Annotated in this window: 20 protein-coding genes, 1 pseudogene and 1 riboswitch; of the genes and pseudogenes, 10 read left to right on the plus strand and 11 right to left on the minus strand. The window is 69.3% G+C overall.

The genetic code is table 11. The features are described 5' to 3' along the window. The 4 genes from cydD to hisC form a co-directional block, all read right to left on the minus strand. Positions 1–1,495: thiol reductant ABC exporter subunit CydD (gene cydD / locus HY68_RS10375; protein WP_041987272.1), on the minus strand; the 1,495-nt coding region annotated here is incomplete at its 3' end. A gap of 16 nt (positions 1,496–1,511) precedes the next feature. Next, positions 1,512–2,513 (minus strand): cytochrome d ubiquinol oxidase subunit II, encoded by a 1,002-nt coding sequence (cydB, locus tag HY68_RS10380; RefSeq protein ID WP_041987275.1) that lies wholly within the window; start codon positions 2,511–2,513, stop codon positions 1,512–1,514. A gap of 23 nt (positions 2,514–2,536) precedes the next feature. Then, positions 2,537–4,045 carry a cytochrome ubiquinol oxidase subunit I gene (locus HY68_RS10385; RefSeq protein WP_041987278.1) on the minus strand — a complete coding sequence of 503 codons (1,509 nt, stop codon included), beginning with the start codon at positions 4,043–4,045 and terminating at the stop codon, positions 2,537–2,539. A gap of 250 nt (positions 4,046–4,295) precedes the next feature. After that, on the minus strand, positions 4,296–5,375 hold the full coding sequence (hisC, locus tag HY68_RS10390; RefSeq protein ID WP_041987280.1) for a histidinol-phosphate transaminase: 1,080 nt from the start codon (positions 5,373–5,375) through the stop codon (positions 4,296–4,298). A 390-nt stretch (positions 5,376–5,765) separates the two neighbouring features. Here hisC and HY68_RS10395 point away from each other — a divergent pair, with 390 nt between their 5' ends. The 3 genes from HY68_RS10395 to HY68_RS10405 all read left to right on the plus strand — a co-directional run bounded on the left by HY68_RS10395 (position 5,766) and on the right by HY68_RS10405 (position 9,198). Further along, positions 5,766–6,887 carry a LacI family DNA-binding transcriptional regulator gene (locus tag HY68_RS10395; RefSeq protein ID WP_041987284.1) on the plus strand — a complete coding sequence of 374 codons (1,122 nt, stop codon included), beginning with the start codon at positions 5,766–5,768 and terminating at the stop codon, positions 6,885–6,887. A gap of 224 nt (positions 6,888–7,111) precedes the next feature. Further along, on the plus strand, positions 7,112–8,221 hold the full coding sequence (locus HY68_RS10400; RefSeq protein WP_041995627.1) for a metallophosphoesterase: 1,110 nt from the start codon (positions 7,112–7,114) through the stop codon (positions 8,219–8,221). A gap of 146 nt (positions 8,222–8,367) precedes the next feature. Next, complete coding sequence (locus HY68_RS10405) at positions 8,368–9,198, plus strand: hypothetical protein (protein WP_041987287.1); 831 nt, start codon at positions 8,368–8,370, stop codon at positions 9,196–9,198. Between the two features lie 55 nt (positions 9,199–9,253). On the opposite strand, the gene thiC is transcribed toward HY68_RS10405, so the two are convergent. Further along, positions 9,254–11,092, minus strand: coding sequence for a phosphomethylpyrimidine synthase ThiC (thiC, locus tag HY68_RS10410; protein ID WP_078863528.1), 1,839 nt, complete (start codon positions 11,090–11,092; stop codon positions 9,254–9,256). Beyond that, a riboswitch (TPP riboswitch) is annotated at positions 11,085–11,230 on the minus strand. (Overlaps the previous gene by 8 nt.) Before the next feature lie 72 nt (positions 11,231–11,302). Between thiC and HY68_RS10415 the strand changes: the two genes are divergently transcribed. Continuing rightward, entirely contained in the window at positions 11,303–12,667 is a 1,365-nt protein-coding gene (locus tag HY68_RS10415; protein WP_241778528.1) for a YibE/F family protein, read from the plus strand. Positions 12,668–12,714: 47 nt separating this feature from the next. On the opposite strand, the gene HY68_RS10420 is transcribed toward HY68_RS10415, so the two are convergent. From HY68_RS10420 to HY68_RS10435, 4 genes are all read right to left on the minus strand, one after another. Beyond that, complete coding sequence (locus tag HY68_RS10420) at positions 12,715–13,149, minus strand: SsgA family sporulation/cell division regulator (RefSeq protein WP_041995635.1); 435 nt, start codon at positions 13,147–13,149, stop codon at positions 12,715–12,717. A gap of 98 nt (positions 13,150–13,247) precedes the next feature. Beyond that, positions 13,248–14,018: a helix-turn-helix domain-containing protein gene (locus HY68_RS10425; RefSeq protein ID WP_078863529.1), complete on the minus strand. Its 771-nt coding sequence runs from the start codon at positions 14,016–14,018 to the stop codon at positions 13,248–13,250. Positions 14,019–14,145: 127 nt separating this feature from the next. Beyond that, positions 14,146–14,367 carry a DUF5326 family protein gene (locus tag HY68_RS10430; protein WP_041987290.1) on the minus strand — a complete coding sequence of 74 codons (222 nt, stop codon included), beginning with the start codon at positions 14,365–14,367 and terminating at the stop codon, positions 14,146–14,148. 146 nt (positions 14,368–14,513) lie between these two features. After that, positions 14,514–14,831 carry a cupin domain-containing protein gene (locus HY68_RS10435; protein ID WP_041987293.1) on the minus strand — a complete coding sequence of 106 codons (318 nt, stop codon included), beginning with the start codon at positions 14,829–14,831 and terminating at the stop codon, positions 14,514–14,516. Between the two features lie 14 nt (positions 14,832–14,845). Between HY68_RS10435 and HY68_RS10440 the strand changes: the two genes are divergently transcribed. The 4 genes and pseudogenes from HY68_RS10440 (at position 14,846) to HY68_RS10455 (ending at position 18,056) form a co-directional block, all read left to right on the plus strand. After that, positions 14,846–15,226: a phage holin family protein gene (locus HY68_RS10440; RefSeq protein WP_041987296.1), complete on the plus strand. Its 381-nt coding sequence runs from the start codon at positions 14,846–14,848 to the stop codon at positions 15,224–15,226. Positions 15,227–15,286: 60 nt separating this feature from the next. After that, positions 15,287–16,435: a cystathionine gamma-lyase gene (locus tag HY68_RS10445; protein WP_041987300.1), complete on the plus strand. Its 1,149-nt coding sequence runs from the start codon at positions 15,287–15,289 to the stop codon at positions 16,433–16,435. A gap of 193 nt (positions 16,436–16,628) precedes the next feature. After that, positions 16,629–17,524: pseudogene (locus tag HY68_RS10450) on the plus strand (LysR family transcriptional regulator). 52 nt (positions 17,525–17,576) lie between these two features. Beyond that, complete coding sequence (locus tag HY68_RS10455; RefSeq protein ID WP_041987303.1) at positions 17,577–18,056, plus strand: NUDIX hydrolase; 480 nt, start codon at positions 17,577–17,579, stop codon at positions 18,054–18,056. Between the two features lie 11 nt (positions 18,057–18,067). Here the strand turns inward: HY68_RS10455 and HY68_RS10460 are convergent, their stop codons facing one another. Then, positions 18,068–18,712: a haloacid dehalogenase-like hydrolase gene (locus tag HY68_RS10460; RefSeq protein ID WP_041987306.1), complete on the minus strand. Its 645-nt coding sequence runs from the start codon at positions 18,710–18,712 to the stop codon at positions 18,068–18,070. Between the two features lie 131 nt (positions 18,713–18,843). Between HY68_RS10460 and HY68_RS10465 the strand changes: the two genes are divergently transcribed. Next, complete coding sequence (locus tag HY68_RS10465; RefSeq protein WP_041987309.1) at positions 18,844–19,707, plus strand: GNAT family N-acetyltransferase; 864 nt, start codon at positions 18,844–18,846, stop codon at positions 19,705–19,707. Between the two features lie 80 nt (positions 19,708–19,787). Next, entirely contained in the window at positions 19,788–20,243 is a 456-nt protein-coding gene (locus tag HY68_RS10470; protein ID WP_041987312.1) for a GNAT family N-acetyltransferase, read from the plus strand. A 63-nt stretch (positions 20,244–20,306) separates the two neighbouring features. On the opposite strand, the gene HY68_RS10475 is transcribed toward HY68_RS10470, so the two are convergent. Continuing rightward, positions 20,307–21,689 carry a serine hydrolase domain-containing protein gene (locus HY68_RS10475; protein ID WP_041987314.1) on the minus strand — a complete coding sequence of 461 codons (1,383 nt, stop codon included), beginning with the start codon at positions 21,687–21,689 and terminating at the stop codon, positions 20,307–20,309. Between the last annotated feature and the right edge of the window lie 9 nt (positions 21,690–21,698).

A 21,698-nucleotide genomic window follows, 5' to 3' on the forward strand; every position in this document is an offset into this window, starting at 1 on the left:
CCGTCGGCTCGTCGAGCAGCAGCAGCGGCCGGTCGGCGAGGAAGGCCCTGGCCAGGGCGAGCCGCTGGCGCTGGCCCGCCGAGAGCCCCGCACCGTCCTCACCGAGCACGGTGTCCACACCCTGGGGGAGCGCGGCCACGAACTCCTCGGCCCCGGCGTCACGCAGCGCGCGATCCACCGCCGCCTCGTCCGCCTCGGGCCTGGCCAGCCGTACGTTCTCCGCGATCGTCCCCGCGAAGAGATACGGACGCTGCGGCACCCACGCGATCCGTTCCCGCCACCGTTCCTGGTCCAGCGACGCCAGGTCACGGCCGCCCACCCGGATCCGGCCGCTGTCAGGGGCGGTGAACCCGAGCACCACGTCAAGCAGCGTGGACTTGCCGACGCCGCTGGGGCCGACCAGGGCGACCGTCTCCCCCGGTTCGACCGTCAGCGTCGCCGCGTCCAACGAAGGCGCCCCGCGCCCTTCATGGCGGACCGTCACAGCGTCCAGTTCCAGCCGTACCGCTCCGGGTATCTCGCCCGCACCGCCGCGCCGCGGCTCGGTCTCCAGGACGGCGAAGATCTCCTCCGCCGCAGCCAGGCCCTCGGCCGCCGCGTGGTACTGCGCGCCCACCTGCCGGATCGGCAGATACGCCTCCGGCGCGAGGATCAACACCAGCAGGCCCGTGTACAGATCGAGGTTCCCGTGGACGAGCCGCAGTCCTATGTCGACCGCGACCAGCGCCACGGACAGGGTCGACAGCAGCTCCAGCGCGAACGACGACAGGAAGGCGATCCGCAGGGTGCGCAGGGTCGCCTGCCGGTAGTCCGAGGTGATCCGGCGGACCGCTTCCGCCTGTGCCTTGGCCCGGCCGAAGACCTTCAGGGTCGGCAGCCCGGCGACCACGTCCAGGAAGTGGCCCGACAGCCGGGACAGCAGCCGCCACTGACGGTCCATCCTCGACTGGGTGGCCCGTCCGATCAGCACCATGAACAGCGGGATCAGCGGGAGCGTCACGACGATGATCCCGGCGGACAGCCAGTCCTCGGTGACGATGCGCGCGAGGACGGCGACGGGCACGACCACCGCGAGCCCCAACTGCGGCAGATAGCGGGAGAAGTAGTCGTCCAGCGCGTCCACCCCGCGGGTCGCCAGCGCGACCAGCGAGCCGGTGCGCTGACCGCTCAGCCAGCCGGGGCCAAGCTCGGCCGCCCGCGCCAGCAGCCGGCCGCGCAGTTCGGACTTGACCGCCGCGCTCGCCCGGTGGGCGGCCAGTTCGGTGAGCCAGCCGATCAGCGCCCGCCCGACGGCGACAGCGCCGAGCAGCAGCAGGGGAGTGCGGAGTCCCGAGCCGTCGAGGCCGTGCTGGAACGCGCCGATCACCACTTCGGCGATCAGCATCGCCTGGGCGACGATCAGTCCGGCGCCCGCCAGCCCGAGGGCCACCACGGCGGCCAGGAAGAACCGGGTCGCCCGTGCGTAGCGCAGCAGTCGGGGGTCGATTGGTTTCACGTGAAACACCGCCCTCTCAGTGCGCGTCGGCGATGTGCTGGGTGCCGATCCGCTTGCGGAAGACCCAGTACGTCCAGCCCTGGTAGAGCATGACCAGCGGCGCGGAGATGCCGGCGCACCACGTCATGATCTTCAAGGTGTAGGGCGTGGAGGAGGCGTTGGTGACCGTCAGATTCCACTGCTCGTTCAGCGACGAGGGCATGACGTTCGGGAAGAGTGTCAGGAAGAACATCGCGATCACCGCCGCGATCGTCACCCCGGACAGGGCGAACGAGCGTCCTTCCCGTCCGGCGCCGATGGCCACGACTGCTCCGGCGAGCGCGACCACGGCGACGATCATCGCGATCAGGCTCTTGCCGTCGCCGCTGGCCGCCTGGGTCCAGCTCAGGAAGCCGACGGCGAGGGCCGCCGTGACGGCTCCCAGCACCAGGGCCAGCTTCCTGGCCCGTACCCGGATGTCCCCCACGGTCTTGAGCGCGGCGAACACCGCGCCGTGGAAGGTGAACAGCGCCAGCGTGACCAGTCCGCCGGTCAGGGCGTACGGGTTGAGCAGATCACCGAGACCGCCGACGTACTCCATGTGCGCGTCGATCTTCACGCCGTGCACGATGTTGCCGAACGCGACACCCCACAGCACGGCGGGCAGCAGGGAGGTCCAGAAGATGGCGTGCTCCCAGTTGCGCTGCCAGCGCTCCTCCGGGCGCTTGGCCCGGTACTCGAAGGCGACACCGCGCACGATCAGACAGACCAGGATGAGCAGCAGCGGCAGGTAGAAGCCGGAGAAGAGGGTGGCGTACCAGTCGGGGAACGCGGCGAAGGTGGCGCCGCCCGCGCTCAGCAGCCACACCTCGTTGCCGTCCCAGACGGGTCCGATGGTGTTGATGAGGACCCGCCGCTCGTCGCGACCGCGCGCGAGCAGTTTGGTCAGCACCCCGATGCCGAAGTCGAACCCTTCGAGGAAGAAGTAGCCGGTCCACAGGACCGCGATCAGCACGAACCAGACGTCGTGGAGTTCCATGATCGGTCAGCTCCTCTCAAGCCTCAGTACGAGAAGGCCATCGGCCGGTCGGCGTCGGTGTGGTCGCCGCCGATCCGGGTGGGCGGGTTGAGGTCGGCCTCGCTGAGTTCGGGCGGTCCTGCCTTGATGTACTTCACGAGCAGCTTGACCTCGACGACGGCGAGGACGGCGTAGAGCAGGGTGAAGACGATCAGCGAGGTGAGCACTTCGCCCTGGGAGACGCTGGGGGAGACCGCGTCGGCGGTGCGCAGCACGCCGTACACGACCCAGGGCTGGCGGCCGGTCTCGGTGAAGATCCAGCCGAACGAGGTGGAGATCAGCGGGAAGCCGATCGTGCCGAGTGCGGTGATCCAGTACCAGCCGCTGAGCCGGGGACCGAGCGCCTTGTTCCGGAAGAGCACCAGATTCGGCACCTCGTCCTCGCCCGTCCGCAGCCGGGCCGGCAGCAGGAACTTCCGCCGGGTCAGCCAGAGTCCCGCGGCCCCGACGGCGAACGACGTCATGCCGAAGCCGATCATCAGCCGGAAGCTCCAGTACTGGACCGGGATGTTGGGCCGGTAGTCGCCGGGGCCGAACTTCTGCTGCTCGGCCTTGTTCACGTCGTTGATGCCGGGCACGTACGAGGTGAAGTTGTCGTTGGCGAGGAAGGACAGCAGCCCCGGGATCTCGAACTCGACGGTGTTGTGGCCCTTCTCCACGTCGCCGTAGGCGAACAGGGAGAAGGGCGCGGGCTTCTGGCCGTCCCACAGGGCCTCGGCCGCCGCCATCTTCATCGGCTGCTGCTTGAACATGACCTTGCCGAGGGCGTCGCCGCTGAGGGCGGTGAGCGCGCCCGCGATCACCAGCGTGACCAGCCCCACCCGCAGCGAGGTGCGCATCACCTGGATGTGCTTCTTGCGGCCGAGGTGGAAGGCGGCCGTACCGGCCATGAAGGCGCCGCCCACCAGGAAGGCCACCGTGATGATGTGGGCGAACTGGGTGAGCGCGGTTTCCTGGGTCAGTACGGCCCAGAAGTCGGTGAGTTCGGCGCGGCCGGCTTTTTCGTTGATCCGGTAGCCGATGGGGTGCTGCATCCAGGAGTTGGCCGCGAGGATGAAATACGCGGACAGGATCGTGCCGATCGACACCATCCAGATACAGGCGAGATGGATCTTCTTCGGCAGCTTGTCCCAGCCGAAGATCCACAGCCCGACGAAGGTCGATTCGAAGAAGAACGCGATGAGCGCTTCGAAGGCGAGCGGGGCGCCGAAGATGTCGCCGACGAACCGCGAATAGTCGGACCAGTTCATGCCGAACTGGAACTCCTGCACGATGCCGGTGACCACACCCATCGCGATATTGATCAGGAAGAGCTTGCCCCAGAATTTCGTGGCCGTGAGGTACTTGGGGTTCTCCGTACGCACCCAGGCGGTCTGCAGCCCGGCGGTCAGGGCGCCGAGCGAGATCGTCAGGGGGACGAAGAGGAAGTGGTAGACGGTGGTGATGCCGAACTGCCAGCGCGCCAGGGTCTCCGGTGCCAGAGCGAGGTCCACGTCGTCTCTCCTTACATCGCCGTGGTCGTCAGCGGCGGGTTGTCCCCTTCGTCCCGGAGGTAACGGCGGAAACCAGAGGAAACCTTGTGAATGCGTTCACATTCACAAGCATTATGTCGCACAGGCATCCGGATATTCACGGGGGGTCCCGTGACCCCGGTCACTCCTCGCGGAGCCACCGGATCACGGGGTCATCACACCGGCCACCAGGCCGTCACCAGCCGCCGGGACCGGTGGCTACAACAGGTGGCTACAGCTCCTTGCGGAAGGCCTCGGCCGCCTGCAGGAACAGGTCGTTGGCCGCGACCTCGCCGATGGTGACGCGTACGCCCTCGCCGCCGAACGGCCGGACCACCACACCGGCCCGCTCGCACGCCGCCGCGAACTCCTGGGTGCGCTCGCCGAGCCGCAGCCAGACGAAGTTGGCCTGCGTCTCGGGCACCGTCCAGCCCTGCTCCAGCAGCCCCCGGTGGACCCGGTCACGCTCGACCACCAGCGCGTCGACCCGCTCCAGCAGCGCGTCCTCGGCCCGCAGCGAGGCGACCGCGGCGTCCTGGGCGATCTGGCTCACCCCGAAGGGCACCGCCGTCTTGCGCAGCGCCGCAGCCACCGGCTCGTGGGCGATGGCGAAACCGACCCGCAGCCCCGCGAGCCCGTACGCCTTGGAGAAGGTCCGCAGGACAGCCACATTCGGTCGTTCGCGGTAGAGCTCGACACCGTCCGGGATCTCGGGGTCCCGGTTGAACTCGCGGTACGCCTCGTCCAGGACGACCAGCACATCGCTCGGCACCCGGTCGAGGAACCGCTCCAGCTCCGCCCTGCGGACCACCGTGCCGGTCGGGTTGTTCGGGTTGCAGACCAGGATCATCCGGGTCCGGTCCGTGATCGCCCCGGCCATCGCGTCCAGGTCGTGCACATCCCCCGCCGTCAGCGGCACCTGTACGGACCGGGCGCCCGAGATCTGCACGATGATCGGATAGGCCTCGAAGGACCGCCAGGCGTAGACGACCTCGTCACCGGGGCCCGAGGTGGCCTGAATCAGCTGCTGGGCCACACCGACGGATCCGGTGCCGGTCGCCAGATGGGCGACGGGCACATCGAAACGCTCGGCCAGCTCGTTCATCAGACCGGTACAGGCCATGTCCGGGTAGCGGTTGAAGACCCCGGCGGCCGCCGTCACCCGCTCCATCACGCCCGGCAGCGGCGGGTAGGGGTTCTCGTTGGAGGAGAGCTTGTACGTGACGGGCCCGCCGACCGCCGCCGGCCTGCCCGGGACATAGCTCGGGATGCCGTCCAGTTCGGCGCGCAGTTTGGGGCTCGTCTCACTCACCGCAGGTCCTCCTCGGCCGTTCGCGGATCCGTACCGCGTTCAATACTCCTCACCATATGAGGATTCAGGGCCCCTGCGAATGGCGGGCCCGGCATTGGCCCGGATCGGGGCCACGGGCCCGCCCCCGGTGGGGGCGCACTCCCCGGCAGGCGCGCGCCCGTGGCTCGCGCCGTGGCGCGCGTCCCCCGTAGAGGTGAGTTGAGACCTCTTCGAAACATGGCCCCTTCGACAGGTCTACACCGCCCGATGCATGGAAGACCATCGCAGAATCGCATAAGTCCCTTGCAATCCATACCCGTTGGCCATTGTTGATCATGCAGAAACGTGCCTGTCAATAGGTGCATATGCGACCGGCCTTACCACCCGCCAGCGCCCTACTATCGGCTCGCCATGACAGCAGCAGGGAAACACCAGGTGAGCCGGACGGACACAACGCGCCGGGGAAGCCGGCAAGGTCGGGCGGGCATCCGGGACGTAGCCGCCGCAGCCGGTGTCTCCATCACGACTGTCTCGGACGCGCTCAACGGCAAAGGCCGCTTACCCGACGCCACCCGGCGTCATGTCCGCGAGGTCGCGGAACGGCTCGGTTACCGGCCGTCCGCCGCCGCAAGAACCCTCCGTACCGGCAAGTCGGGCCTGATCGGCCTGACCGTGACCACGTACGGGGATGAACCTTTCACCTTCACCGAGTTCGCCTACTTCGCCGAGATGGCCAGAGCCGCCACCTCGGCCGCGCTGGCCCGCGGCTACGCCCTCGTCATCCTGCCCGCCACCTCACGCCATGACGTCTGGTCGAACGTCGCGCTCGACGGCACCGTCGTCATCGACCCGTCCGACCACGACCCGGTCGTCGCCGAACTCGTCCGTCAGGGCCTGCCCGTCGTCTCCGACGGCCGCCCGGCCGGCACCCTCCCCGTCACCGCCTGGGTCGACAACGACCACGAGGCGGCCGTCCTCGATCTGCTCGACCATCTCGCCGACGCCGGCGCCCGCCGCATCGGACTGCTCACCGGCACCACGACGGACACGTACACCCGGCTCTCCACCACCGCCTACCTGCACTGGTGCGAGCGGGTCGGCCAGGACCCGGTCTACGAGTCGTACCCCGCACACGACCCCTGCGCGGGCGCCGTCGCCGCCGACCGGCTGCTGGCCCGTCCGGACCGCCCGGACGCCGTCTACGGCCTCTTCGACCCCAACGGCACCGATCTGCTCGCCGCGGCCCGCCGCTACGGCCTGCGGGTGCCCGAGGACCTGCTGCTGGTCTGCTGCAGCGAATCCACCGTGTACGCGTCGACCGAGCCGCCGATCACGACGCTCTCGCTGAAGCCGCGCCGCATCGGCACCGCCGTGATCCAGCTCCTCATCGACGCGATCGAGGGGATCGACACCGAAGGCCCCGTCGAGCAGGTGATACCGACCGAACTCATCGTGCGGACCTCCTCGCAGCGCCGCCCGCCCCGCACCACCGTCAGCGCGCCACGCTCGCCCACCTCCCCGAAGAGGGACTGACCGAAGGTCTGTTCCTTTCGCAATTGGGGCGATCAGCGCGAAAACAGCCTGTGAACCGGGAGACCGATCGGATTCACCACCCCTGGTGCGTCACACAGGAGGAGCTGCATTCCTATGATGGGCGCACGACACCACGGACTTTCCCCGGCGACGGGTGGGCAGACCCCCACCCGACCGGGCAGGCCCGACAGGTGTACGGCGGCGCGACGGTGGTGGAGGGGTCGATGACACAGGGGGCCGGTCAGGAACCCGTGGTGCGGACGGCGACGTTGCGCGACTTCCGCGTACCGCCGTACGCGCAGGTTCCCGTGCAGTCGGGGCAGTCCGGTCAGCTCGCCGCGCCGGGCCCCGTGGCCCTCGGCCCGAGCGGGCACCCCGGCAACGCGGTACCCGACGACGAACCGCCGGAGGGCTACACCCCGACCGAGCGCGACCTGCCGGTGATCGGCCACGAACCCACCGTCCAGGTGCGGGTCGAGGCCGACGACGCCCCGTCCCCCGACGGCCTCGGGCCGCTCTACGTCGTCGGCGACGTGCACGGCTACATCGACGAGCTGCTCGCCGCGCTCACCGAGCAGGGCCTCATCGACGCCGAAGGCCACTGGGCGGCCGGCACGGCCCGCCTCTGGTTCCTCGGCGACTTCACCGACCGCGGCCCCGACGGCATCGGCGTCATCGACCTCGTCATGCGGCTGTCCGCCGAGGCGGCGGCGGCCGGCGGCTACTGCAAGGCCCTGATGGGCAATCACGAGCTGCTGATCCTCGGCGCCCGGCGGTTCGCCGACACCCCCGTCAACTCGGGCGCGGGAACCGCCACCTTCCAGGCGGCCTGGCTGCTCAACGGTGGCCAGAAGAGCGACATGGAGCGCCTCCAGGACGTCCATCTGCAGTGGATGTCCCGGCTCGACGCGGTCGTCGAGGAGGACGGGCATCTGCTGATGCACTCCGACACGACCGCCTACCTCGACTACGGCTCGTCCATCGACGACGTCAACGACACCGTCCACCAGATCCTCACTCGCAACGACGCCGACGAATGCTGGGACCTGTTCCGCAAGCTCACCAAACGCTTCGCGTTCCGTGACGACGGCGGCCCGCAGGCCGTCCAGGAACTGCTCGACCAGTACGGCGGCCACCGCATCGTGCACGGTCACAGCCCCATTCCGTATTTGCTCGGCGAAGTGGGCACGGAAGACGCGTCGGACGACAAGGACGACTCGGGGCCCGTGGTGGAAGGGCCGCATGTATATGCCGACGGACTTGCCATCGCCATGGACGGCGGCGTGACCATGGCCGGAAAGCTACTGGTCGTCCAACTTCCGTTGCATAACTGAATCAACCCCGGGCAGGTCATTTCCGGAAAGCCACTGTCAACGGGTACCCGTACAGCTCTACCATCGGTTATCCGTAGCAGGCTCTCCTCCGTTTCCGCCGATCGTCCGCAGTGAGCGGACAAAGCGGCCCTACGGAGCATCGGGGGATGCACATGAAAAGCGCTCCGCACCTGCTGAGCGAGGATCGCGCGGATTTCGAGCGGCTCCTCGACGAAGCACTGCGCAACGCGCACGACCGTCCGGAACTCGCCGCTGTCGGGCAGCGGCTCAACGCCGAACAGCTGCGCACCATGGCTCTCAACGCCACGGCACTGATCACTGGTTCCGCCTCGGCGGAATACGAACACTTCGCGGCGCTCCGCGAGGAATTCCGTACGCCTGCCACGACGGCGCCCGTCGGCGGCTCCCTGCTGGCCCCGGCCATCGGGGACGCGGCCGAGACGGGCGCGGGACTGGCCGCCGTCATCACGGTCCTGGTCCCGCTGCTCGCCGGGATATCCGCGGCGATCTTCCTGCTGGTCGGCTACGTGCTCAAGGCCCTCAGCCCACCGCCCGCCTTCGCCGACACCCTGCTCACCGCTGGCTGGTTCTTCGGAGCAGTCACCGCCGCGGGCATCCTGGCCGCCGCGATAGCGCTGCTCATGACGGCGCTGCGCAACGGCTCGACCCAGCTGTCCGCCGGTGAGCCGGGCTCGGGGCCCGAGCTGCCCGAGGAGGTGGCGGAGGCGAGAGAGGTGTGGCGCGAGGCGGTGCTGGAGCGCGGCATCCTGCCGTATCTGCGGGCCGCCCTCGCCGCGCCCGCGGTCGAGCCCACCCCGGCGCCACCGCGGCCGGCCAGTCATCTGCCGAAGATGGGGTACAGCCGCCCGGACTTCTCCAGCCCGGACGAGGGCGGATCGAGCGCTGCCCGGCCCACGTACAGCAGTCCTGACTTCTCCAGCCCCGACTTCGGCGGGCCCGAGCACCGCCCGGAGTAGGCCCCGGGCGGCGCTCAGCCGCAGGTTGAGTGCTTTGCGAGTCAGTCCTGCGCGGTCAGTCCGCCAGCGGCAGATACACGCGGTTGCCGGCCGCGGCGAACTCCTTCGACTTCTCCAGCATCCCCGCCTCGATCTCCTCGTCCGAAGCCGAGGCGGCCAGATCAGGGGCGAACTGCTCGGCGATGCTGTGACTGATCTTCATCGAGCAGAACTTGGGCCCGCACATCGAGCAGAAATGCGCGGTCTTCGCCGGTTCCGCCGGCAGCGTCTCGTCGTGGAACTCCCTGGCCGTGTCCGGGTCAAGAGCCAGATTGAACTGGTCCTCCCAGCGGAATTCGAAACGGGCGTCGGACAGCGCGTCGTCCCAGTCCTGCGCCCCGGGATGGCCCTTGGCGAGATCCGCCGCATGCGCGGCGATCTTGTAGGTGATGACACCGGTCTTGACGTCGTCCCGGTCCGGCAGGCCCAGATGCTCCTTGGGCGTGACGTAGCAGAGCATCGCCGTGCCCCACCAGGCGATCATCGCGGCGCCGATCCCGGAGGTGATGTGGTCGTACGCGGGGGCCACATCGGTGGTCAGCGGGCCGAGCGTGTAGAACGGCGCCTCCTCGCAGATCTCCTGCTGAAGGTCGATGTTCTCCTTGATCTTGTGCATCGGGACATGCCCGGGGCCCTCGATCATGGTCTGTACGTTGTGCCGCTTGGCGATCGTGTTCAGCTCCCCCAGCGTGCGCAACTCGGCGAATTGCGCCTCGTCGTTGGCATCGGCGATGGAGCCCGGCCGCAGCCCGTCGCCGAGGGAGTACGTGACGTCGTACGAGGCGAGGATGGCGCACAGCTCCTCGAAGTTCTCGTACAGGAAAGACTCCTGATGGTGCGCCAGGCACCAGGCGGCCATGATGGAGCCGCCGCGCGAGACGATGCCGGTCTTGCGACGGGCCGTCAGCGGGACGTACCGCAGCAGCACACCGGCGTGCACGGTCATGTAGTCGACGCCCTGCTCGGCCTGTTCGATCACGGTGTCCCGGTAGATCTCCCAGGTCAGCTCCTCCGCCTTGCCGTCGACCTTTTCGAGCGCCTGGTAGAGCGGCACGGTGCCGATCGGCACGGGGGAGTTGCGCAGCACCCACTCGCGGGTGGTGTGGATGTTGCGCCCCGTGGAAAGGTCCATGACCGTGTCGGCGCCCCACTTGGTGGCCCAGGTCATCTTGTCCACCTCCTCCTCGATGGAGGAGGTGACGGCGGAGTTGCCGATGTTGGCGTTGACCTTCACCAGGAACCGCTTGCCGATGATCATCGGCTCGATCTCCGGGTGGTTGACGTTGGCGGGCAGTACGGCACGGCCGGCCGCGATCTCCTCGCGTACGACCTCGGGCGCGACGTTCTCCCGGATCGCGACGTACTCCATCTCCGGGGTGATGTCGCCGCGTCGCGCGTACGCGAGCTGGGTGACGGCCTGCCCGTCCCGGCCCCTGCGCGGCTGGCGGGGACGGCCGGGGAAGACGGCGTCGAGGTTGCGCAGCCCGCCGCGCGGGGTGGTGTGCTTGAGCCCGTCGTCCTCGGGGCGTACCGGGCGGCCCGCGTACTCCGCCGTGTCGCCTCGGCTGATGATCCAGTTCTCCCGAAGCGGCGCCAGACCGCGGCGGACGTCGGTTTCGACTGCGGGATCGGTGTACGGCCCTGACGTGTCGTACAGCGTCACGTCGTTGCCGTTGGTGAGGTGGACCCTGCGGACCGGCACCTGAAGGTCGGGGCGCGAGCCCTGGAGATACCCCTTGTGCCAGCCGATGGACCTTGCGGCCTCGCTCGATTCACTCGAAGTGCCGGATCCGCTCGCGGAATCCGAGCCGTCCGAAGAGCCGGAGGCAGACGTGTGTGCGTCCTGAACGGTCATGAGACCTACTCCCTACGCCGGCATTACCCGGTAACAGGTTCGGCGGTCGGCGCAGCGTGGTGATCCGGGGATACGTCCCAGGGACCACACGGTCAGCGCCCTCTCAGCCCGGTGCTCCGAGCTCCCGCGTGTGCAAAGGCGTCACCACGCTAACCCCGGCACGGGCGTGCTGAACAGAGGGCCCCTCGCGTTCTTGCGATGATCGGGCGCGTGACCTCACCTCAGCTGACCCACGAGCCGGTCGGCCACTCGCACAGCCATGGGCCCGCGGCGCCTGTTTCCCGTCATCTCCGCAAGGTCATCGCGGCGGTACTGATCCCGTTCGCGGCCGCGGTGGTGGTCGGCCTCGCCGTGCTGTGGCCGGGCGGGGCTCCGGCGCACGAGCGGTCCGGTGTCGGCTTCGACCGGCAGACCGAGCAGGGCCGGGTGACACAGATCCATCCGGTCGACTGCAAGGACGTGAACGGCTCCCAGGTCCCCACAACGGACCCGACCGCGCCGGCGACCGGTGCGCCGTCGACCGGCGAGTGCAAGAAGGCGACGGTCGAGGTCACCTCGGGCAAGGACAAGGGGCGGACCTTCGTGGAGGTCGTCCAGCCGGACGCACCGCGGCAGTTTCACGTGAAACAAGAGGTGGTGCTGGCGTACGCACCGGACGCGCCCCGCGATCTGCAGTATTCGGTGACGGATGTGAACCGCACGTTCCCGCTGGCGCTGCTGGCCGGGATCTTCGCGCTGGCGGTGGTCCTGGTCGGGCGGCTGCGGGGGCTGATGGCGCTGGTGGCGCTGGCCGCCTCGTTCGCCGTGCTGACGCTGTTCATCCTGCCCGCGATCCTCCAGGGCTCGAACCCGCTGGTCGTGGCGGTGGTCGGAGCGAGCGCGATCATGCTGATCGCGCTCTACATCTGTCATGGACTGACGGCCCGTACGTCCGTGGCCGTGCTCGGCACGCTGATCTCACTGCTGCTGATCGGACTACTCGGGTCGGTCTTCATCGACTGGTCGAGCCTGACGGGCAACACCGACGAGAACACCGGTCTGATCCACGGTCTCTATCCCGGGATCGACATGAGCGGTCTGCTGCTGGCAGGCGTGATCATCGGCTCGCTCGGTGTCCTGGACGATGTGACGGTGACGCAGACGTCGGCGGTGTGGGAGCTGCACCAGGCGGATCCGTCGATGGGGCCGCGCGCGCTGTACCGGGCAGCCATCCGGATCGGCAGGGACCACATCGCGTCCGTCGTCAACACGCTGGTGCTGGCGTACGCGGGCGCGGCGCTGCCGCTGCTGCTGCTCTTCTCCATCGCGCAGTCGGGCGTGGGGACCGTCGCCAACAGCGAGTTGGTGGCGGAGGAGATCGTCCGGACGCTGGTGGGCTCGATCGGTCTGGTCGCCTCCGTGCCGGTCACCACGGCACTGGCGGCGCTGGTCGTCTCGGCGGACCGTACGGAGTCCGTGGACGCTGCGCCCGGATCCGTGCCCGGGTCGACGCCTCCCGGGCAGCGGACGGCGCCTCCAGGGCCCCTGCCGGCTCCCTCGGGACACGGCGGCAGGGGACGGCGGCGCAAGAAGTAGCCGGGGCGGCAGCCAGCCGTCAGCGGTCGGCGGTCAGCGGTCGGCGGTCAGCCCGCGTTCTCCTCGGCCAGGATGCGGCCCAGCGCCTCTTCGAGGCACCCTTCGAAGTCCCCCAGGGCCCGCTCCTGACCGAGCGGGACGAGTCTGTCCGTACGGTCGAGGAAAGCGACCAGCGGCGGCGCGCTCACCCGGAACAGCGCGTGGTCCTCGGCGACCTGGAGCCGGATATGGACGTCGGACAGCTCCTCCGGGGTGGTCGGCGCGATCCGTACGTCGCCGTCCCCGCTGGGGATGTTGATGCCGTCGAGCATCAGCTCGCGGCCAAAAGTCCAGGTGACGGGTTCGTCACCGGGGAGATGGAAGGTCATCCGTACCGCGTAGGGATCCCCCATCTCGTAATGGAGCTCCACCGGGATGCGGAACGACAGCTCCTCGGAGACGAGGAAGCTCATCAGAACCTCGGCCTGGACCGACTCGCGCATCATGCACCACTCCGGAGTAGATACGGCTGGGAATGATCCCCTTGACCCTCTTGACGCAATCGTGCTCCACGCGCTAGCAGATCACAAGGAGTAATTTTTCAGATACTGATAGAGAAGATTCCCGAGGTCAGCAGCGCGCCGATCTCTCTGCGTAACCGATCGACCGCCGGAAGCAGTTTTTCCTGCTGGCGCAGCGGTACAGATACAGCCACCGTCGCCGCGGTGGATCCGGCCGTGATCGGCACGGCGCCGCAGACCGTGCCGAGCGCGTACTCCTGCCGCTCCACGACGGGCTCCATCCGCTCCAGCGAACCCAGCCGCTCCAGCAGGGCGGCGCGGTCCGGCACGGAGTAGGGGGTGACCGGCGTGACGGGGTGGCGGTCGAGATGATCGAGGCAAGCCGGCTCGTCGAGCTGGCTCAGCAGACACTGTCCGATCGCGTGCGCGTGGCCGGTCTCCCGGAAGTCGGCCCATTCCTCGACCGCGGGGGCGGTGACGCTGTCGGCGACGGATACGAGGTCGATCTCACCCTCGTGGTAGACGGCGAAATACACCGGGGCGCCGATCACGTCGCGCCAGTGGCAGAGCGAGTCGATGATCTTGCTGCGACGATTCTGCACCGCTTCGGCGTGCGTCAGCCGCTGAACGGCGTCCCCGAGTACGAAGACGCCGTTCTCCCTGCGCAGATAGCCCTCGAAGGTGAGGGTGCGCAGCAGGTGGTAGGCGGTGGGCAGCGGAAGTCCGGTCTCGCGGGCCAGCTGCTTGGCGGGGGCTCCGTCCGGATGGGAGCCCACCGACTCCAGCAGACGCAGCGCGCGCTGCACCGACCCGATCAGGGTGGGAGCTGCGGTGGATTGGGCTGTGGCCAAAGGTCATCCCCAGGCGTACTGACTGATGAGAGCCCGCCCGCGGGGCGCGGCAGAGGATTGTCACTCTAGGGGCAGCCCATCCCCAGGAGTGGTTTCCTCCGCGCCATTCCCTCGCGCGGGCTAACGCCTACCAGTCGTCGCGCGAGGACGTGGACGAGGACATGAACTTGCGTACGACGTAGACGAGTCCGCCGACCAGCGCGACCACGATCAGCAGCTTGAACAGGAGCGCGATCACAAACCCGACAATGCTCGCGATCAGGCCACCGAACACGACGAGGACGATCACGGGGACCGCGATCCACTTCACCCACCAGGGCATTCCCGCGAAAATCTCCCGTACCGCCATCGTCCCTACCTCACTTGTCTCGCCGGTTCACGTGTCTCGAACATCTGCCTGACCTCTTCGATGCTAGAGCGGGGGAGGCGCGAACGGGCGTCCCGCGTCCCCGGCTCTCCCCTGATCCGACCCTGAGCCGGGAGTGAGGGTCCAGGTCAGCTCTCCGGCGGAGAGAAGACGACCATGACCCGCAGGTCCTCGGTGATGTGGTGGAACTTGTGCGCCGTCCCGGCCGGCACGTACACGACGCTGCCCCGGCCGACCACAGTCGTCTCCATCCCCACCGTGATCGACGCCCGGCCGCTCACGACCAGATACACCTCGTCCTGCCGGTGCGGCTGCTGCGGATCACTCGTCCCCGCGTCGAGGGCGTACAGCCCCGCGGACATGTTGCGTTCCCGCAGAAACTGCAGATACGCGCCGTCGTTGGCGGCACGTTCCGCCTCCAGCTCGTCAAGTCGGAATGCCTTCATGCCACGATCACACCATGAAGAATTTCGTAGTCAAGACGATCGCCAACGCGCTGGCCCTGGCGGTGGCGATCTGGCTGGTCGGCGACATCACGCTGAGCGGGGACAACACCGGCAAAAGGGTCCTGGCCCTGGTGTTGGTCGCCCTGGTCTTCGGACTGGTGAACTTCGTCGTCAAGCCGGTGGTGAAGCTGCTCACCCTGCCGCTGTTCATCCTGACGCTCGGCCTGATAACCCTCGTCGTCAACGCCTTGATGCTGCTGCTGACCTCTTGGCTCGCGGACCTGCTGAACCTGAGTTTCCACGTCGACGGCTTCTGGGCCGCCGTGCTCGGCGGCCTGATCATCTCGATCGTGTCGTGGGCACTGAACGTCGTCCTGCCCGACGACAACGACTGACCGCCCTCCGCGCCGCCCAGTGACGCGCGGCCGCCAGTGACAAACAGTTGAGGACACACCATGAGCATCGGGGATATCCGAGACATCGGTGACGGCACCCGCTCGGTACGGGCAGGACTGCCCGAGCCCGTCGCCTACGAACCGACCCTGCCGGGCCCGGTCTTCGCCGCCCATTTCCATCTGCCCGGTGAGCCGACAGGCCCGTACACCTACGGCCGTTACGACAACCCCACCTGGACCCATCTGGAACAGGCGATCGGCGAACTGGAAGCACCCGGGCGCCCCGCGCACACCATCACCTTCGCCTCGGGGATGGCCGCCGTCGCCGCGACCGCCTTCTCCCAGCTGCGCTCCGGTGACGCCGTCGTCTTTCCCGACGACGGGTACCAGGCGCTGCCCCTGCTGCACGAACGCCTCCGGGCGGGCGGCGTGGAGGTACGGACAGCGCCCACGGGCGGCGACGCCCAGCTGCGGGTCCTCGACGGCGCCCGGCTCCTGTGGATCGAATCCCCCTCCAACCCCGGGCTCGACGTCTGCGACATCCGGCGGCTGGTGGCGGCCGCCCATGAGGCGGGCGCGCTGGTCGCCGTGGACAACACCCTCGCCACGCCGCTCGGCCAGCGCCCGCTCGAACTCGGCGCCGACTTCTCGGTGGCCAGCGACACCAAGGGCATGACCGGCCACGGCGACATCCTGCTCGGCCATGTGACCTGCACCGACCTCGAACTCGCCACCGCCGTACGCGACTGGCGCAAGACCGTCGGCGCCATTCCCGGCCCCATGGAGGCCTGGCTGGCGCACCGCTCGCTCGCCACCCTCCAGCTGCGTGTCGAGCGCCAGTGCGGCACCGCGCTCGTCCTGGCCGAGGCCCTGGCCGAACGCCCCGAGGTGACCGGGCTGCGCTACCCCGGACTGCCCGACGACCCCTCCCACCGCATCGCGTCCCTGCAGATGCGGCGCTTCGGCTCCGTGGTCTCGTTCGTACTGCCCGACGAGGAACGGGCCGAGCGCTTCCTGAACAGGCTCCGGCTGGTCGACAACGCCACCAGCTTCGGCGGCGTGCGCTCCACGGCCGAACGGCGCGGCAGGTGGGGCGGGGACGCCGTGCCGGACGGCTTCATCCGCTTCTCCGTCGGCGCCGAGGACCCGGAAGACCTCATCGCCGACGTACTGCGCTCACTGGACCAGCTGGACAAGCCCCAGGACTGACCCGGTACGCGTGCGCGCCGGTACGGAGCCTGCCGCACATGCCGGACGGTCCGAGCCTCCCCCCTCATGGCTCGGACCGTCCGGGGATCCCGCGCAGCGGCGCAGGGACCACCTGACCAAGGCTAGTTGACTCTGCGTCAGTGTCCAATCACCGTAGCGACAGGTGCCTATCGACATATTTATAGTGCTGGGCATGGACCTGGCACTGCTGCGCACCTTTCTCACCGTGCACCGGGCCGGCTCCTTCACCCGCGCCGCCGCGCTGCTCGGCCTCTCCCAGCCGGCCGTGACCGGCCAGATCCGGACCCTCGAACGGCAACTGGGCCGCCCGCTCTTCCTGCGGCAGGCCCGTGGAGTGACGCCCACCACCATCGGCGACGAACTCGCCCACCGGGCGGCGCCCCATCTCGACGCCCTCATCGAGATCGCCGGATCAGGGCTCACCGGGGAGTCCGGCACCACCGGCACCCTGCATCTCGCGGGGCCGCCGGAGTTCACCTCGCTGCGCGCCCTGCCCGCGCTCACCCCGCTCACCACGCAGGGGCTCGCCCTGCGTGCCTCGTTCTTCGACAATGCCGAGCAGACGCTGGAGAGCCTCGCCGCCGGACATCATGATCTGGCCATCGCCACGGCCCGCCCGCACCGCGGACCGCTCACGGCGACTCCGCTCTGCGACGAGGAGCATGTGCTGATCGCCGCCCCGCGCTGGGCGGCCCGGCTCGGCCACAGCGTGCTGCGCGACGGCCATCTCGTCCTGGAACAGCTCCCGGTCGTCGAAGTGCACGAGTCGCTGCCGCTCGTCTCCCGCTACGGACAGCGGTGTTCGACTCCAAGCCGGCCGCAGCGGGCGCCGTGATCGTCCCCGATCTGCGCGCCGTCCTGGAGTGCGCAGCCGCCGGGGCCGGACTCGCCGTCCTGCCCCGCTATCTGTGCCAAGGCGCCCTGGAACGCGGCGAAGTGGTCGCGCTCCTCGACCCGCCCGTACCGCCGCTGCGCACGTATTTCCTCGTCGCCCGCACCGGCACCCTCGCCCTGCCCCCGGTGGCGCAGGCCTACGAATGGCTGCTGCGCGCGGCGGTGGACTGGTGACGGCACGCCGTCAGGGAGTTTCAGAACCCGGATCTCGGGCCAATCTCTTCCCATGACCGAACGGCCCGTGGTCAAGCGCACCGCACGCGCCCTCCTGCTCGACGGCGACGACCTGATCCTGATCAAACGCACCAAGCCCGGCGTCACGCCGTACTGGATCACCCCAGGTGGCGGCGTCGAGGACTCGGACGCCACTGTCGTCGACGCGCTCCACCGTGAGGTCGACGAGGAACTGGGCGCCAAGATCACCGACGTGGTGCCCTGCTTCGTGGACACCGTGGAGCACATCGCGGCGGCGGGCGTCACCGGCGTCAAGGTGCAGCATTTCTTCGTCTGCCGGCTGGAGTCGATGGACCCCTCGCTGCGGCACGGCCCGGAAATCGACGAGCCGTGCGGCGAGTACGAGATCGTCCGCGTCCCGTTCAGCCGGGTCGGCATCGCCGGCGTCCACCTCGTACCGCTGTCACTGCGTCACTATCTGGACGGCAACATCGAGGGCGTACGCGCCATGCACGCCCCCGACCTCGGCTGACGCGGCCCGCGCTAAGCGCCAGCGGAGCGCACCAGCGCGTAGGCCTCGCGCAGATCACCGCCGGTGTAGGTGTGCGTGGCCAGCCCCGCCAGATGGTGATCCGCGTTCACCGCCACCGCCGTGTCCACCACACGGAAGACCTCGGCGTCCGACATGGAGTCCCCGAAAGCCACACAGTCGGCCAGCCCCACGCCGAACTCGGTGCACAGCCGTCCCGCGATCTCCACCTTGGCCGACGGGTTGAGGATGCCGGCCCGGTCGATCGGCTCGGTGAACGGCAGCCCCGGCCAGCGCGAGCCGTGCGCGGCGTGCGCGCCCCAGTCCAGCAGCCGCTCCACGAAGAAGCCGGGACCGAGCGAGATCACCGCGCAGTAGTCCCCCTGGGCCCGGATCTCCGCCCACACCTCACGGATCCCGGCCAGCCACGGCGCCCCCGCGAACGCGGCGTCCACCTGCTCCGTGGTCAGCTCCGACCACAGCTCCCTGGCCCGTACGGCGAACTCGTCGGGCGCCAGCCCCAGCTGGAGGAACTGGCGTTCCAGCTCGTCGATCTCCGCGCTGACCCCCAACTGCCGCGAGATCTCCACAGCGGCGGCCGAGCCCCGGATCAGCGTGCCATCGACGTCGAACAGATGCAGTCTTCGTTGGCTCCCCATGACTGCCGAGATTAGTACGCGCTGTTCGGCACGGTGTTTCACGTGAAACAGCACGTCGCCGCGCGGCGGATCCTGGCCACTTCCGGTAAAGCGGTGGACGAACGATCACTGACTCCGTCAGCCTGAACCCCATGTCGACACCGCTTGCCGCGCTCCCGATCCGGCCGCTGACCATGGGCGATCTCCTGTCATGTGCCGATCTCGCCGAGAACCGGGGGTGGCCGCGCGAGGAACGCAAATGGGGGCTCCTGCTCGCTGCGGGGACGGGATACGGCATCGACGATCCCGATGGCAAGGGCCTCGCCGCCTGCTGCGTGCTGACGTCCTACGGACCGGATCTCGCCGCGATCGGCCTGCTGCTCGTCGCCGAACAGCACGCGCGTCAGGGGCTGGCACAACGGCTGATGGCGCACGTACGGGAAGCGGCCGACGGGACCCCGCTCTCCCTGTACGCCACCAGCCTCGGTCTGCCGCTCTACGAGAAGCTCGGCTTCACCACCGTCGGCCGCACGGAGACGCTGCGGGGCCAGTGGCAGTCCCCCGAGGCGACCGGACAGGTCCAGCCCGTACGGACCCGCCGGGCCACCGGCGCCGACCTGCCGGCGCTCGTCCGGCTGGACACCGAGGTGTTCGGCGCCGACCGGACCCATCTCGTCACCCGGCTGCCCGCCTTCGCCGACCAGCTCCAGGTGGCGTTCGACGGCCCCACGATCACCGGATACGCGGCCCGCTGGCCCACCTCGGCCACGGATGTCATCGGCCCGCTGATCGCCCCAGACACCGAAACAGCGAAGGCGCTCGTCGCCGCGCTGGCCGACGGTACGGGCCGCTCGCTCCGTCTGGACGTCGACGCCCGTCACCAGGAACTGCTGGGCTGGCTCAACGAGCGTGGCCTGGAGAGCGTCAAAGGCTGTACCGCCATGACCTACGGTGTCGCGGACCTGCCGGGCGACCGGAGCAGGCTGTTCGTGGTCCTGAACCTGGCCACGGGATAAGCCCGGCGACCAACCCGCCCGATCCACCCCGCCCGATCCGCCTCGCCGAAGCCGACTCTGCTCGCCTTAGGCTGAGGATCATGAGCGATCTCGACATACGACCCGCGACCCCCGGCGACATCCCGGCCGTCGTCGCCATGCTCGCCGACGACCCGCTCGGCGCACAGCGGGAGTCCCCCGACGACCTGACCCCGTACGCCGCGGCCTACGAGCGCCTCGCCGCCGACCCGAACCAGCATCTGGTCGTCGCCGAACGCCAGGGCAAGGTCATCGGCACTCTCCAGCTCACGGTCCTCCCCGGGCTGTCCCGGCGCGGCGCCGTCCGCTCCATCATCGAGGCGGTCCGTATCCACGCCGACGAACGCGGCAGCGGTCTCGGTACCCGGCTGATCGAGTGGGCGATCGAGGAGTCCCGCCGTCAGGGCTGCCAGCTGGTCCAGCTGACTTCCGACAGCAGCCGTACCGATGCCCACCGCTTCTACGAGCGGCTGGGCTTCACCGCCTCACACGTCGGATTCAAGATGAGTCTCGGCTAGGGACCGCCCCGCCCACCGGGGCGGTGGCCGGGGCGACGTTTCACGTGAAACAGCCCGTCCGTCTCAGCTCCGGAGCCCGCGCCAGCCCTCGGCGTCCATCCCGCCGGGAACCACGTCGGCCGGCTCGTACGGCTCCCGGGTGAAGACGAACGACCCGAGATCGAGATGGCTCACCGAACCGTCCGGTCGTCGGACGGCGCGCAGCGTCTCCCCCGTGTAGTAGCCGTCGAGCCCGGTCCAGCTACCGCCCGTCCCGGCGGCGAACCGGGAGCCCCGGCCCGTACCGCGCAGCGGTTGCAGCTCCACGCCGCCGTCGGCCAGCAGCTTCAGCCCGTAGGAGTTCGTCCCCCAGTACCAGGGCCCGGTCAGCGCCAGCAGCTCAGGATCGAACTCCGGCATCGGGCGCCACGGTTCGGGAAGCCGTGGCTCGGCATTGGCGACGATCCCGACGAGGTCGGCGTTGATCGCCCCGATGGCCGGCCCTGAGGTCGCGTTGGAGAGCGTCACGGCGGCGACGTCGTCCTCGACGCTGATCCACAGACAGGCCAGGAAGCCCGGCAGTGAACCGGTGTGTCCGAACAGGGACCGCCCGCCGCGCCGGGCGAGCTGTACGCCCAGCCCGTAGCCGCCGTCCCAGTCGCCGGCCTCCGGTGCCACAGCGGGTGTGCGCAGCTCCCGTACGGACGACTCGCTCAGCAGCCGCTCGTCGCCCCGGGCGAGCAGACCGGCGAACCGGCAGAGGTCGGCCGCCGTCGACCAGAGCTGGCCGGCCGGTGCCATCAGCCCCAGATCCTCCGACGGTTCGGGCAGCATCACATCGGCCCAGGGGTGTACTGCCCAGCCGCCGGCGTGCGGCGCGACCGGCTGTCCGGTCGTACGGTCCATGCCCAGCGGCGCCAGCACCTCGTCGCGCAGCACCTCCTCCCAGGAGGCGCCGCGAAGCCGCTCGACCAGTGAACCGAGCACGGTGAAGCCGGGGTTGGAGTAGTGATGCAGCCGCCCCGCCGGGTGCGTACGCGCACCCTCACCGAGCACATCGGCGAGCGCGGGACGCAGCGTGCCCGGCGTCCTCTCCCACCAGGGCGCGGGCGACTCGGCGCTCAGGCCTGCCTGATGGCTCAACAGTTGGGCGATGGTGACCTCACCCACCGGCGTGCCCGGCAGATGCCTCTCCAGCGGGTCGTTGAAATCGAGCAGCCCCTCGTCGCGCAGCCGCGCCACCAGCACAGCGGTGAACGTCTTGGTGATCGAACCGATCCGGAACTGGGTGTCGGCGTCCGGCGCGTGCCCGTCCACGCAGCTGCGCGCTCCGGTCCACACCAGGTGGCCCGACCGGGCCACCGCGGCGACCAGCGAGGGCGTGCGCCCCTCGGCCTGGGCGACGGCGACGCGGTGCAGCAGGGCTCGTCGGGTGGTGGGCAGCAGCTCTTCGAAAGGTGAGGTCATGGACAAGAA

It is taken from the genome of Streptomyces sp. AcH 505 (genome assembly GCF_000818175.1).
Lineage (GTDB): Bacteria > Actinomycetota > Actinomycetes > Streptomycetales > Streptomycetaceae > Streptomyces.